11 protein-coding genes are annotated in these 13,927 nt (G+C 33.0%); 4 read left to right on the top strand and 7 right to left on the bottom strand.

The genetic code is table 11. From position 1 onward, the window contains the following. The first annotated feature begins 4 nt into the window (after window positions 1-4). The 3 genes from G415_RS0104560 (at window position 5) to tcmP (ending at window position 3,040) form a co-directional block, all read left to right on the top strand. Window positions 5-841, top strand: a complete 837-nt coding sequence (locus tag G415_RS0104560; protein ID WP_022670418.1) for a 3'-5' exonuclease family protein — start codon at window positions 5-7, stop codon at window positions 839-841. 13 nt (window positions 842-854) lie between these two features. Then, window positions 855-1,148, top strand: coding sequence for a hypothetical protein (locus G415_RS0104555; protein WP_022670417.1), 294 nt, complete (start codon window positions 855-857; stop codon window positions 1,146-1,148). A gap of 86 nt (window positions 1,149-1,234) precedes the next feature. After that, window positions 1,235-3,040, top strand: a complete 1,806-nt coding sequence (tcmP, locus tag G415_RS10945; RefSeq protein WP_022670416.1) for a three-Cys-motif partner protein TcmP — start codon at window positions 1,235-1,237, stop codon at window positions 3,038-3,040. Window positions 3,041-3,101: 61 nt separating this feature from the next. Here tcmP and G415_RS0104545 read toward each other — a convergent pair whose 3' ends face one another. The 7 genes from G415_RS0104545 to G415_RS10720 are packed head-to-tail and all read right to left on the bottom strand — an operon-like array spanning window position 3,102 to window position 12,976. Then, window positions 3,102-5,729 (bottom strand): DEAD/DEAH box helicase family protein, encoded by a 2,628-nt coding sequence (locus G415_RS0104545; protein WP_022670415.1) that lies wholly within the window; start codon window positions 5,727-5,729, stop codon window positions 3,102-3,104. Continuing rightward, window positions 5,722-6,321, bottom strand: coding sequence for a hypothetical protein (locus G415_RS0104540; protein WP_022670414.1), 600 nt, complete (start codon window positions 6,319-6,321; stop codon window positions 5,722-5,724). The genes G415_RS0104545 and G415_RS0104540 overlap by 8 nt, the downstream gene beginning before the upstream one ends. After that, a complete protein-coding gene (locus G415_RS0104535; protein WP_022670412.1) occupies window positions 6,322-8,292 on the bottom strand; it encodes a DNA methyltransferase in 1,971 nt (656 codons plus the stop codon). It abuts the gene before it with no gap. A gap of 28 nt (window positions 8,293-8,320) precedes the next feature. Next, entirely contained in the window at window positions 8,321-9,496 is a 1,176-nt protein-coding gene (locus tag G415_RS0104530; protein WP_022670411.1) for a TniQ family protein, read from the bottom strand. A 12-nt stretch (window positions 9,497-9,508) separates the two neighbouring features. After that, on the bottom strand, window positions 9,509-10,417 hold the full coding sequence (locus tag G415_RS0104525; protein ID WP_022670410.1) for a TniB family NTP-binding protein: 909 nt from the start codon (window positions 10,415-10,417) through the stop codon (window positions 9,509-9,511). A gap of 7 nt (window positions 10,418-10,424) precedes the next feature. Continuing rightward, the gene (locus G415_RS09855; protein ID WP_022670408.1) at window positions 10,425-12,305 is read right to left on the bottom strand and encodes a Mu transposase C-terminal domain-containing protein; all 1,881 of its coding nucleotides are present in this window, start codon (window positions 12,303-12,305) and stop codon (window positions 10,425-10,427) included. After that, on the bottom strand, window positions 12,287-12,976 hold the full coding sequence (locus G415_RS10720; protein WP_022670407.1) for a heteromeric transposase endonuclease subunit TnsA: 690 nt from the start codon (window positions 12,974-12,976) through the stop codon (window positions 12,287-12,289). Before G415_RS10720 ends, G415_RS09855 begins: the two co-directional genes overlap by 19 nt. 184 nt (window positions 12,977-13,160) lie before the next feature. Between G415_RS10720 and G415_RS09845 the strand changes: the two genes are divergently transcribed. After that, window positions 13,161-13,865 carry an ATP-binding protein gene (locus G415_RS09845; protein ID WP_022670405.1) on the top strand — a complete coding sequence of 235 codons (705 nt, stop codon included), beginning with the start codon at window positions 13,161-13,163 and terminating at the stop codon, window positions 13,863-13,865. The last annotated feature ends 62 nt before the right edge of the window (window positions 13,866-13,927 follow it).

Raw genomic sequence — 13,927 nt, 5'->3', positions numbered from 1 at the left:
ACACATGAGTGAACCAGAACACAGGCAAGATAGGCAAGATATCCAAAATGCACTAGATAGAGATGATAAAGTCTTTATAATATTCGATATAGAAACCATTGTTGAAGAAGATCTATTCAACAAAGCGGCAAAAAGGAATCAAATAAAAAGATATATGGATGAAGAGGATGAGTATATACCTTCTGCCGTATATCATAAACCAATATGTCTGTCTTATCTATTGACTACAAGTAAAGATGTCCCTATCTTCAAAAATGGGAAAAGATTTGTATTTAAATCTATATTTTCTTTAAATGCTGTTAATATAGTAAACGAATTTTTTGGGCTCTTACGTTATACTACAAAGTGGATAAATAAAAAATTCGAAAACCTTTACGCTGAACCGCTGTTTTCCTATCCCTTCTTAGTGTCTCATAACGGTTTAAAGTTTGATTTACCTATACTTACCATGAGAGCCATACAGCATTATGATAGTCTCTCTAAGGAAGCGAAAGAAGGACTTAGGAAATATTTGGATGACTCAGATAAGTGGGAAAAAGAGAAAGCAAACTATACAAAGCAGTACTCAACATATCAGATAGACACCTATAACTTTTTCCGTACTAATTTGAAAGCTTTAGCCATTCTGTATGGATTTGAGGCTAAAACTTTTATGGATGGATCAGAAGTAAAAGAATACTACGAAAATATGAGATTCAATGAGATAGCAAAATACTGTGCTGAGGATGTTTTGAATTTGGCCAAAATTTTTAATAAACTATTAATAGCTAAAGAAGGGAAAAATATAGCCGTACCTGAAAGAATTGACGAATGCGAAATTATAGTTAACGATAGCAGATAAGAGGTGACTGTATATGGGCAAAATTTTAAGTTTTCCATACGAAAAGTTGAGTGATTACTACAAAGAAAAGTTAAACGAAATAGAGATGGATATGGCTTACGAAAGGTCTTATCTGAAAAATCACCTAGAAAAATTGGAAGAAATATACGGACATATGCTGGACAATGAAGATGAAATGAACGGAATAATAGAAGAGCTTGTAACAGGGGAATATCTACTTAAAACAGGTTCAGAAATACTAAAAGAAAGAGTGAAAAAACATAAAAGAGAAGATAAAAAAGGATATTATAGAAGAGGAGTTGTTTGAGAGGCTCTTAAAGGAATAATAGGTAATAAAATTAAAACTGTTTCCTATTTTTACGAAATTTACTATAATTTTCGGAGGAGGTAGTTGTGCCCAAAGATTTGTGGGATATAACAGACAGAAAGTCTACAAAAACTAAACTTGAGCTTATAAAAAGTACATTTTATGTATGGCTAACCATATGGCAAGCCCAAAATTGGATTAATAATGAATGGTATGTTATTGACTTATTTGCTGGTCAGGGATTTTACACAGATAAAGGTAAAAAGGTTCCAGGTTCATCCGTTATTTTTCTTAAGCAAATTAAAAACCAAATAAAAAAATTAAAGGATAAGGGAATTGAGATACATTTATTTAGCATAGAAAAGAATAAAAGAAATTTTGAAAATCTCAAAAATGAAATTAATGGTTACTTAGAGGAAAATGCTTGTATAAATGATGTTGTAGATTGTAAAATATTGAATGGCGATTGTAATGAAGAAATAGACTATGTTTTAGAAGAAATTTCAAATAAGAAAGAAAACCCTTTATTTGTTTTGGTAGATCCAACTGGGCTTCAAATAAAAAGAAGGACAATGGATAAGATAATAGATTTAAAAAACACCAAAGATATTCTCTTTAACTATATTCTTGAAGGTGTTAGAAGAACAAGTGGCATAGAGCTTAAAAAAATAAGGGGTGAGAAAATAAGTAGAAGAGAAATTAAAGCAGTTGATACATTAAAGAGTTTTCTAGGAAATGATATAAAAATAATCGAGAGAAAAAAACCTGAAGATTTAAAAGTACTCAAAAGTTATGTCAATGCTACTTACTCTGAAAAGAATCTGTATGTCGTAGGATATAATGTAGAATACCCTGACAGAAAAGACGATCTGTACTATCTACTTTTTGCTTCTAAAAATAAGAAAATAGTCCAAATAGTGAAAGACATATATGCTAGGCAGAAAGAGAAAATAAAAGGAAAGACTTTATTTAATAGTAAGGAATTTTATATAAAATCTATACTGGAAATTACCCCAGTGAGAAACGAGAAAGAGTTAAATTATTATTTTATCAAAAGAAAACACTTATTATACAAGACTAAAGTAGAATACGGTGATTGGACTATAAATCACATCATAGGTTGCTCTCATGGTTGTCGATTTCCTTGCTATGCCATGATGATGGCTAAAAGGTTTGGATGGGTTAAAAGTTATGAAGACTGGAGAAAGCCAAGAATCGCTGAAAATGCTTTAGATCTCTTAGAAAAGGAGATAAAGAAATATAAAGAAAGTATAAGATTTGTTCATCTGTCTTTTATGACAGATCCATTCATGTATGACTTTAAAAAAGGAGAACTTATACCTGAAGTAAAAAATCTCTCTATGCAAATAATAGCTTTGCTAAATAAAAACGGGATCAGAGTTACTACTCTTACAAAAGGGTTTTACCCAATTGAAGAAATAGTTAAATCTGATTTACTGAAGAGTAACGAATATGGAATAACACTTGTATCCTTAAATCAAGAATTTAAGGTAAGATTTGAACCTTATTCGGCTCCTTATGAAAAACGAATTGAATCTTTATATGGATTACACAAAGCAGGCTTAAAAACTTGGGTTAGTATAGAACCATACCCAACTCCAAATCTTGATTATAGTGCTAAGAACATAGAAAAACTTTTAGAAAAGATAAAATTCGTGGACAAACTGGTTTTCGGAAAAATAAATTATAACACCCAAAGTAAACACTTCGAAGAAAACGAGGATTTCTATAAAGAGATTTCACAGAAAGTTATAAATTTCTGCGAAAAAAATGGAATAAAATATCACATCAAAGTAGGAACCCCTACTTCATCTAATGAAATAAATGGTAAAAAAGACACAAAATATATATTTTCCGATTCAAATGAGTAAACTTCTTTCAAACAAACAGAGCAAAAGAGAATAGGTGTGGTTTTCTATTCTCTACTTACACTTACAAATCAAGTTTTTTTCTGAACTCACCCATAAACTTAAATTTTGTATTATCATTATAAAATGGCAACCCAATTAATCTATATTTTTCATTCTCTCCAAATAAAGTAGCCTCAAGTTTATGCTTTTTCTCAATCTCTTTTAAGAAATCTTCTTTCCATTTATCTCTTTCAATTAGATGTTCTCCTTTTGCCTCTATGAATAACTGATACTGCTCTATTTCTTCAGAATTTTCTTTTTTTAAAAACAAAACAAAATCTGGTTCCATAGCCTTACCATCTGAGAATCTATAAATTTTAAACAGGCTCGCATTTCTTAATAAATACACTTCGCTATATTGCTGTTTTAAGTCGTTTATAACACCATCAATAAACTTAACAAAAGATTTCTCTTCAGAAGTCCCATAATTCTCATCATAAACATACCAATCTTTATCGGATAGATTCAACTGTAAGTCTGGATGTTTCGCGTTACTCATAGGTATTCCATATTCTTTATCTCCACACTCTCCAACATTTATTTTGAGTTGTTTATCTTTTACAATTCTCTTAATCTCTACCGGAACAAAAATTTCAGTTCCTTTGTATTCAACATACTCATTCATAATCTCATTTTCCAGCTGTAGTAATACGCTTAAACAGATCTTCAGCTCATCGTCGGGTGTTAGATTATTCAATTTTTCCTTTGAACTGATAACATCAGCATTTATCTTCTTTAGAGACTCAATAAATTCTTTTGAGGAATTCAAATCAGGAAAGTATTTTTTAAGATTGTTGAATCTATAGAAATCAAGTTTTGCCATTGCCTTTCTTATGATTGTGTCTCCAAAATTGCCTAAGCTAAATGTTCGGGTAGTTGTTTCAAAAGAATTTCTACTAGTGTTTTCTTCTTGTAAAACAACATCTTCTCTCGAAAATCCCGTTGGGAGTCTGTATCTGTATGTTCTTTCTATTTCAATATCATCAATAGTCTTAATGCCTTTTCTGTCAGTTTTAACTTTTTTATTTACAAATAAAAATCCTTTTTTCCAAAACTCAGTATTCTTTATATTAGGTTTTACTTTTAATTGAATCTCTTTTTCTTCATAAGGCATAATCCCATATTCTTTAAGTGCAGTTGTAAGTTCCTGTATATATCTTGGATTGTGTTTACTGTGGTAATAAAGCTCTTCAAGAATTTTTAAAGGATTTTCTGGCTGATTATCAAATTTTCTCTTAAAAGGATCATCATCTTCATTGATTTTAAAAGGATAATACCGTGCTCCTCTCCCAATAAGTTGTCTTTCTGCAAGAGTGGTATTTCCAGGGATATATTTTCCATCTTTTATCCATCGCCCATCTCTTGTATCATAAAGTCTGACTATATCAAAGAGATTCAATACATCCCATCCTTCATCAAGCATTTTAACTGCAAAAATAGCTCTAATTTCGTTGTTCTCATCCTCAAGAGTATTAAGTTTAATCTGCTTATTTTTATCCATATTTTCGGAATCAAGCAAAATACATTTTTCTTCGGAGAAATCTTCTTTTAACTCAGTTATTAGATTATCCGTAGTTATACCCTCGTTTTTAAAATAATTAAAGACTCTCTCCAATACTGTCTCATTAGTATTGGCTTTTATATTTTCTATATCCACTTCACTTAGATTGTCCATTCTTTCTCTGAACAGCTCATAATTTTCTTTGGATTCTTTGATACTTCTTGATTTGAAAAGGATTACAGGTTTTAATCTAATCCCATTTCTCTCTGCAATTTTTCTTCTATATTGGCTTAAAATAACTGCCTGCAACATCCTTTCCCAATTGTCTAAATCTGCCTGTAAGACTTTCACTTCTTTAGAATAACCATCAACTCTAAACTGCTTGAGATCGTATTCAAAAATTATCTTATCTTTATACTTTTCGTAAATAGCAGGATTATCTAAATCAATGGTAGCGGTGTATTCAAGCATCATATTTTCAGGATTTGAATTTAAAATTCGCATAACAGTATATTCCCAAGTCTTTTTCATTTCCTCTTCAGTTTTGTTTAATCTATTCCTTGTCCAAGCGTTTATATGATGGGCTTCGTCTGAAATTAAAACGATTTTCTTATCTCTAAAATCTTCAAAAGTGACGGAATTTTCCCTAAAAAGATTTAACTGACTATACAGTCCCTGTATTGTCGTGAAGATTATATTTATATCTTCCTCATTAGCTTCGTCAAAATTGGATACTTCTCTTATGCTGATTTCTTTATCTTCAAATTTAATTCTCTGACTAAATAGATATTTGGGGGAGAGGGGATTTAAAAAGTTGTCCCTTGTTTTCTCTATTATGTTGGTGCTGTTAACAAAAAAAAGAAAGTTCCTATAACCTTTATTATAAAGATAAAGTATATTAGCAGCCATCAAAAGGGTTTTACCAGAACCCGTTGCCATGTTAAAAAGCAATTGTGTTGGTTTATTTCTATTGCTATTGAAATCTTCTTCCATATAGTAGATAAACCTCGCTATTGCCTCAATCTGATATGGCCTTAACTTGAAACGAGGATTAAGATTATCGGTAATATATTTTGGAATATCCTTTTTGATAACTCCATGTTTATAAAGAACATCGTATTCTTGACTTAATGTTTTATTATTATACATATTCAAATCCTTTTTGAAAAATTACTGCTCTTTTATCTAATTTATTTAAATCAGGAATACTTAAAGCGATAAATTCTGAGGAATCATCTTTATTCTTTAATATTGGTGTTATTAATTTTCCATTCTTCAAAAAAGATTCTTTTTTTTGGGAATTTTCATCAATAATAATAATTCCTTTATCTATTAGCTCTTTTATAATCTTCATATCAATAACTGCAAATTTAATAAAATCATTACAATTGAAATTAATTTTATCTTTATTACAGTTTGTAATTCCATATACAAAATAATCAGCTTCTATTTTAAAAAATTCTGACTTTCTTCTATTATGATGAATATTTTTTTCTCTTGTATATCTTATAGTAAAATCATTGTAGTTTTCATACTCTTTGCTTCTAAATCTTTCTTGCACTGTAATCAAGTTATCTTCTGAGTTTTTAAAAATCCTATCTATCCCTTTATTGATGTCTATCTTTTCTATTTCTTTCTTATCTACTTTAATTTTTTCCCAATTTAAGGGTTCATATATTTTTTTTAATGCTATCTTTTTGTGAATATATTCTGTAAATTTTCTATCCTTTTGATAACCCATTTAGATAGCCCTCCCTTCATAAAAATTATAATTCAACATTTTATCTTTTTTGTTTATATTATAAATACTATCATTAATCTCACTATAATTTACATACAACTCATTATATTCTAAGAAATCTAAAAGAATTCTTTTTTGTTTACCTAAATCAAATTTTTTCAATTTTTCTATATTTTTTTCAAACAGTTTAATATTAACTTTGTAACTTAAAAAAGAGTGTTGCTTCATATCAATCCATATCTTTAACAATTCCGTCTCTGTTTGCGCTTCCTCAATTTTTTCAATAAATGCTTCATTATTTTTCATAAGTTCCATAAATACAAACTCGCCCCCACCTTCCCAATTTACATCTTTTGAAATTCCTGTTTTATCACCATTAATCACATTCTTTAATCTAACTACCGCACTATTCTTGCTGTAATCTATTTGTTCTATTCCTATATATTGCCTATTCATCTTGTGGGCTACAGCACATGTTGTTCCAGTACCCATAAAAAAATCAAGAATTATATCATTTTCTTTAGTAGTAAGTTCTAAAACTCTTTTCAATAATTTTTCTGGCTTTTTCCCACCTGGTAAATTAACGCCTCCTTCTGTGCTGTTTGTTTGGAATATTTCATCATCCCATAAATCTGAGATAAGCGTTCCAAAATAGTTCTTCCCATTTTCTTTTACAATTCTTTCTTTTAAGGGAATAAAAACCCCACCTTTATAAATTAAGACCTTTTCACCTTTTGTGTTTATGTATTCTATAACATCATCTAAGTTTTTAGATTCTTGTATCACTTTTTTTATTTTTTCACCTGCTTTCTTATTGTTTTTTTCAAGAGAATATATTTTTTCAAAATTATTTAAGGCATACTCTTCTAACTTGGTTATATCTTTAAAAACTTTCATTAAATCTTTTATGATATATTTCCCATTTTCTTTTGTTATTTCATACCTATAGTTAATGTTAAACTTACTCTTTACATAAAGTGGATTAAATCTAAAAGATGGTTTTTTAGAATAAAAAAGAATATATTCTTTAAGTTTAAACAACCTTTCCCCTCTTTTTACATTAATTGCATTTACACCACTTGGCGTACTTGTTTTAACCACGATATTTTCTCTAAAATTTTCTCTTCCAAAAATCTCATCCATCAATACTTTTAAATATGCATGTTCGTTATCATCTAATTGAACAAATATAGCACCATCTTCCCTCAACAACTCTTTAGCAACTTCCAGTCTATTTTTCATAAAAGTTAGCCATGTAGAATGCTTAAAATTGTCATTATATTGAAACTCATCACTTCCTGTATTATACGGCGGATCAATATAAATTAACTTAACTTTCCCTCTAAATTCTTTTAAAAGAGAATGCAACACTAAAAGATTGTTTCCCTTGATAACCAGGTTATCCGTTATCGTATCTTCAGGCAATCCTCTTTTTCTGTTTATCTCAGCATCTCTTTTAAATTCATCAAGCGGATGCTCTCCGTCTTTATCAATTCTTTTAAAGTTGGTGAAAACCTTCGGCTCCAACAGTCTGTCAATCTCATCTGGAGCAAGTATTACATTGTGAAAAATCTCTCTTCTTTTTTCATCAGGTTTTCCTTGTCCACCTTCAAGCACACAATCTTTGTATGGCCATACCAAAACAACTTCTTTACTCTTTGCTAGATATTTCCCTTCCTCATTGGCAAGTCCAATTTTGTTTTTAAATGCAGTATATGAATCAGGCAAAAACTCTTTATTATCTATAAATTTCATAAACTTTTCTTTATCAAAAACTATTACTCCTACTCCATTTATATCTTTAAAGAAGTGTTTTTTTATTCTATCATTTTGTAAAAGAAGTTTTATTAAGTTTTCATCTAATTTAAGAGCAGATTCTACTATTTTATTTTTTAGAAGGTTTCCCTGAGAATCTATAAATGTTTTATCTTTAATAAAAATGTCTTTTAGTTCATTAAATATCGAAGCCATACAGAATGTCCTCCTTAAGGTATTCGTGTTAGTTTTTAACGCTATTTAAAACCCTCTTTATATCCTTCCTCTTCTTCGCCTCCACCCATACCCCCAATATTTCCCTCAAGTTATCCCAAGTTCTTTTAATTCCCTTCCTATCCATATATTTCAAAGCATTTTCAACTTCCAGTAAAATCGGCGAATACGATTCACCAGTGTATTTATCAACAAATTCTTTATACCAAAAGGGGTAATCTACAAAATCCCTTGTCAGATACGCTTTTTTAAGATTATTAACGGCAATAAATCTCTCGATGTTTTCTCTGGACGATAATATATCAACCACCACGCTGAACAGTACATACTGCTCCTTTAAAGGGACTTTGTAATAAACAACTCCTTTAGCCTGGTTAGAAAGATTAACACCTATAATGTTTTCCTCCTTTTTCAGTAAATTCCAGCTCCTCACAGACAAATTGTAAACCATTTTAACAAAGTGTGCCAAGACCTTGAAATAAGATATAGAATAATAAACCCTTCCCTCAAACTCAAAGTATCCCTTATCCAAAATCTCGTAAAGCTTGCTTACCGCCTCTACTCCTTTGGACTCTTTAGGAACTTTGTCACTCTCTGCGTTCCTAAATTCAAAGCCACAATTCCAGCAGTGAAAGTTCACCTTGTCGCTTCTCCACTTTTGCAGAGTTATGGGCTTTCCGCACTCAGGACATCTATCAAGCAGAAACACCTTATGCTTTGGACACACCGTTGAGAAAGTCAATCTCCACTCTTTGCGAAAGTACTCTTTTTCTCTGAGACAGTAAGGGCAGTACCTCAACCCGTAATTCCTATTGCTGCCGCCCCTGAAGTTAACAGGATTAATAAAAGGTTTACTGCTACTGAATCTGTTTTGAGATTCAAACAAATACCCTTCGTAGCTCTTAAGCGTCATGAATAGTATTTTGCTTTTTGAAAAGCCGACTTTTTCCGACATAGCACTTACAAACTCGCCATTGGGCCAGTCCAAATCAGCACTGAAGACAGCCTTGAAGTCCCTAAGATGCAAACCGAAGAACGTGGAAGGAGTTGAAAGGTTCTTGACCGACATTCTGCAAAACCACGACGATAAAAGCTCATTTTCAAAAGGCTGAGGATGAATCGGTATCTTCCTATCCCTTAATCTGTTGGCTCCAAGAGAATTGAAGCAGTACAAACCACTGCTCACTTTCAAACAACCTCAGTCAAACGGATTTGCCTCTTTAAGGATTTTCAGAGTTACCCTCTCCTCACCAGAGAGTATAGCTCTTCTGGCACCTAGCTTTATAAGGTGTATTATTTCAGATAATATCCCATCAGTGCTTTTTATGAGCCACCTGACAAGCTCTTCGTCTTTCCACATGTAAGACGGCAATCTCAGCGGGAGCGTGGCCTCTACAGTCCTCAACAGTCTTAAAAAATCTTTATCTTCGCTCCATGGATGCAATTGGTAAGGATCAAACCTTCTTTTTATCTCATCGTCGGTCTCAACTGCTACAAGAACGTCTTTAGTTCCAACCAAGACTATGGGTATCCACAGCCTGTTTGTCAGGCTTTTTATTACCGACAGCACTCTCCTCTGCTGAATGGCCGTCCCGTTGAGTATGTTGTGAAACTCATCGAATATGATCATTTTCACGCGCATAAAGTTCACGTAGTGCTCTATGTTTCTCTCTTTGTCCAATATATCCTCACTCTTCTTGTAAGGGAAACCCAGAGTGTCCGCTATTTTGTCGTAAATCATTCTCTCCTTGGGTTCTGTGGGAGTTTCCACCAAAACAACAGGAATCTCGTCTGCGTCTTCGTCTTCATTTTCTTTGGGAGCAAACTTTTCAAAGAAGTGCCTAACTATCATGGTTTTGCCAGTGCCAGACTCTCCGTAGAGTAAAACGCCTTTCATTCTCGGTTTTCTGGGCAGTTTTATAAGCAGTTCAAAGTAATCCAGTATCTCTTTTGCCCTACTGTAATTTATGAATTTATCTGTCATAGCGAATACCACTCTCTCTTCTTTTGGTGCAGTCAGCACTTCTCTGGTTTCTGGGATTAGGGAATTTATGTGCTTTTTTATCTCTTTATCGCTAAATTTGTCTTTTTTAGCAACTGCTTTCACTTTGCGTCTACTCCACTTCAAAGGGCTCTATATCATCCAGGTCTTCATCTCCATCAAGATTATCAGGCTCTCGATAGATGTTATTTTTTTCATCCACCACGCCAGTTGTATTTAAGCCTTCTATCTTCTCTTTCTCCCTGTACAGAACTCTGGAGTTTCTTTTTCTCTTTAGTTTTTTGCTCTTTTTTTCAACCTCTTCTTCGAACTCCAGCAACTCTTTTATGTTTTCTATAAGCTGAGTCTCGTTGTATCTTTTGTTTACTCCGATCTTCTTTTTGAGTTCACGCAGCTCCCATATGGACAATCTTGGAAGTCTTCTGTCCCTGCAAGGTATTTTGTAGTATTCTTTAGTTTCCGGATGCTGAAAGTAAATGAATCTCATATCTCTGGGATCATACTTGAAAGTGTATTTCTTGGGCTGCTCACCCCTTCTTAGGTATCCTATAAAAGGCTTTAGAACATTGTCAAAATACCTCACTCCAAAAAAGTGAACGCCGTCTTTCTGTATGGTTCTCTTAAAGGACGGAAGTATTGCAATCCTTAACTTATCTGCCTCCTCTCTGCTTATCATTTTAGGAAACCCGCTGCCCAGTTTGCCGTTTCCACCAAATATTCCCTCTGCAAACTTTTCCTCGGGGGTCATTTCAAGTTCACTGTGAACGCTTTTATGGTACTGAGTTACTATATATCTGATCAACCACTTTTCAAGATCAAACAGGGTATAAACAGCGTGTTTCTCAGACTTATACTCTTTCCTCTCAACCGTATTGGAAAAAGTGGTTCCTGGCAAGTTGTGTATCTCTCTATTGATAGTCCCTATAAGTCTTTCCACATGTCCACCATAGTGAGGTGTTTTTCTTGGACGGTAGTTTATTGAGATACCATACTCATTGCAGAAACTTTCCAGATATGAGCTTCTGAATTCCTTTGCATTGTCAACATGGATGCTTTTTGGAAGTCCCCATATTTCCCACTTATCGTCTATCCCAAGATTTTTCAGCAAAGTATCCTTTGGAAGTATTCCTGTAAGCAAAGTTTGGGCAACAGAAAAGTAACCGGGTGCATCAAGAGAAAGGTAATACCCATAAACCATTCTGCTGTAAACATCCACAGCCAGTGTTAAGTAAGGTCTTCCTATCGGCTCTCTGGTTTTCTCGTCAACAACAATTATATCGAGCGGCGTATGATCTATTTGAACAACCTCAAGTGGATTTTCAACCTCAAAGTGTCCTGTAGATGCCCCGTATTTACCTTGAGAAACAGCTCTGCCTTCTCTCTTCTTGCTTATATATTCAGGAGATAATTCTCTTATCCTGTTTCTCAAAGTGTTTATGTGAGGAGGCTTCAATCCAAGTTCCTTGCACCTGATAAGTAGAACTTGATATGCTCTTTTTACAGAAACCCTTCTTGATGTACTCAAATACACATCATTTATAATTTCATCAACAATCTCCTCCACCTCTCTGGGCAAACGCTTTTTACTTTTACCTCCTCTGTCATAGTACGAAGGCACAAGAGAAGAAAGGCGTTCCCCTGATTCCTCATACTTTTTTATCCATCTGTAAAGAGTAGCGGGGCTTAGGTTGAACTCTTTCGCTCTCTCTTCAACCTTTGTTTTGTCTCTGGAATCCAGCAAGGGTTTTATTATTTCCAGCCTTTTGTATGCTATATCAAAATACCTGGATTCTGGAGACTCTGGGTCTATAGGATGATATGGTTTGCTTTCCTTCTCTTTGATTTGCTCAATCTCAGAAATGGGAATCTTAAAGCTGTTCCCTGTTTCAATATCAACAACTTCTAGGTTGGATAGATCTATAATATTATCAATTACAACCTTTCTACCCTTGTATAGTACAACCACTCCTTTTTTTATTTCCAAAGGAGACATAATCTTTCCTCTTCGGTGTTATTATTTAAAAACACTTTAGATTGTTCCGCTATATTTTCATCAAGATTTACCCGAAGAACTGATGTGGCTATAAGATGCCATAGACAAGACAGGCAAACAGCCCTTTTGTGGGGATTTTCTTTATTAAAGATTCTGATAATCTCTTCTATTTTTATTGGTTGATGCTCCTTGACCAACTGCAAAATTTCAGAAACGAATTCGGCATCTTTAGGCTGGGGATTGATGTAACCGTATAGAAATCTATAGTTTTTTGTTCTTGTTGTCTTTAACTCCTTATCAGTTATTATTTTAAAATCATAGCCATTACCAAATGCGTACTCTCTAAGAGTCTTAAACTTTACGGACAGTCTCTCAAAATTTTTCTCTATATCCTCAGTGGATTTAATCTCAACAAGCAAGGGTTTATAGCTAGTGGAATTTTTAAAAACCACCAGAAAATCAGGTATATAAAACTTCCCTGTAGGTGATTTAATCTTGCACGGTTGTTCAAGGTAACTCTCAACCTCTGGAGAAAACTCCAGGTGATATATAAAATCAAGTTCTAACTGGGATTCGTAATAAACTGTTCTTTGATTTTTTATGCTTGGGAACTTCCCAGATACGGAAAAGCTCTGTATAGGGATATCTCTGACAGGTCTTTTACTCTCCATACTTAAGTATAACACATTATTAGATTTTTTTCAATAACTAATATTAAAATTTCAATTATTCTCAACAATTTTTATTATATTATCAATATCTTTTGTGCAAAACTTTAAGGGTTTATTTTTGATTAATTTGCGAAAATTTCCTATACTTATATAGAAAACCATTAAACGAAGAGAGGTTAGGAGTTTGGCTCTGGTTTCAATAAATAATGTATTCTACAGCGGAGCAAATGCCATACCAGGTGAGATAACACTTGCCCATAATGGTGTTTTGTTTTTGGATGAGTTTCCTGAGTTTAAAAGGAATGTTATAGAGTCTTTGAGACAGCCACTTGAAGATGGTGTTATAACAGTCTCAAGGGCAAAAGCAAAGATAACATATCCGTCTCGATTTCTGCTTGTTGCTGCTATGAACCCATGTCCGTGTGGTTATTATGGTTCGAAGAGAAAGGAGTGCACCTGCACTATTCAGCAGATAAGAAAATACAGAAGCAAGATATCAGGCCCTATTCTTGACAGGATTGATATTCAGATTAATGTTCCAGAAGTTGATTATGAGAAGCTTTCAGATATGGATGTTGATTTATCATCTTCTCAAATGAGAGAGATGGTTAATATTGCTGTTGATGTTCAGAAGGGAAGATTTAAGAACCTGTCTATAAACTTCAACTCTCAGATGAACGAAAGAATGATTAAGGAGTATTGCAGTATCGATGAGCAATCTCATCAGCTGTTAAAAATGGCTTTAGAAAGGTTCGGCATGTCACCAAGAAGTTATGCAAAAATTCTTAAAATAGCAAGAACTATAGCGGATATTGAAACATCAAACAAAATTAAACCATCCCACATAAAAGAAGCAATCTCATACAGGCTCCTTGAGTGGGATGTGTGATATTTCCAAAAGTGTTTTCTAATATTGATAAAGTCGTGTTTTTGTCTATAATTAAAGATGAT

Origin of the sequence: Hippea alviniae EP5-r, from assembly GCF_000420385.1 — a bacterium.
Classification (GTDB): Bacteria; Campylobacterota_A; Desulfurellia; order Desulfurellales; family Hippeaceae; genus Hippea; species Hippea alviniae.
This window is presented reverse-complemented; position numbering and strand designations above follow the sequence as displayed.

Bases quoted from the DNA above. Each gene is read 5' to 3' on its own strand.
- G415_RS0104560 (WP_022670418.1), top strand. From the start codon at position 5: ATGAGTGAACCAGAACACAGGCAAGATAGGCAAGATATCCAAAATGCA.
- G415_RS0104555 (WP_022670417.1), top strand. From the start codon at position 855: ATGGGCAAAATTTTAAGTTTTCCATACGAAAAGTTGAGTGATTACTAC.
- G415_RS0104545 (WP_022670415.1), bottom strand. From the start codon at position 5,729: ATGTATAATAATAAAACATTAAGTCAAGAATACGATGTTCTTTATAAA.
- G415_RS0104540 (WP_022670414.1), bottom strand. From the start codon at position 6,321: ATGGGTTATCAAAAGGATAGAAAATTTACAGAATATATTCACAAAAAG.
- G415_RS0104535 (WP_022670412.1), bottom strand. From the start codon at position 8,292: ATGGCTTCGATATTTAATGAACTAAAAGACATTTTTATTAAAGATAAA.
- G415_RS09855 (WP_022670408.1), bottom strand. From the start codon at position 12,305: ATGTCTCCTTTGGAAATAAAAAAAGGAGTGGTTGTACTATACAAGGGT.
- G415_RS10720 (WP_022670407.1), bottom strand. From the start codon at position 12,976: ATGGAGAGTAAAAGACCTGTCAGAGATATCCCTATACAGAGCTTTTCC.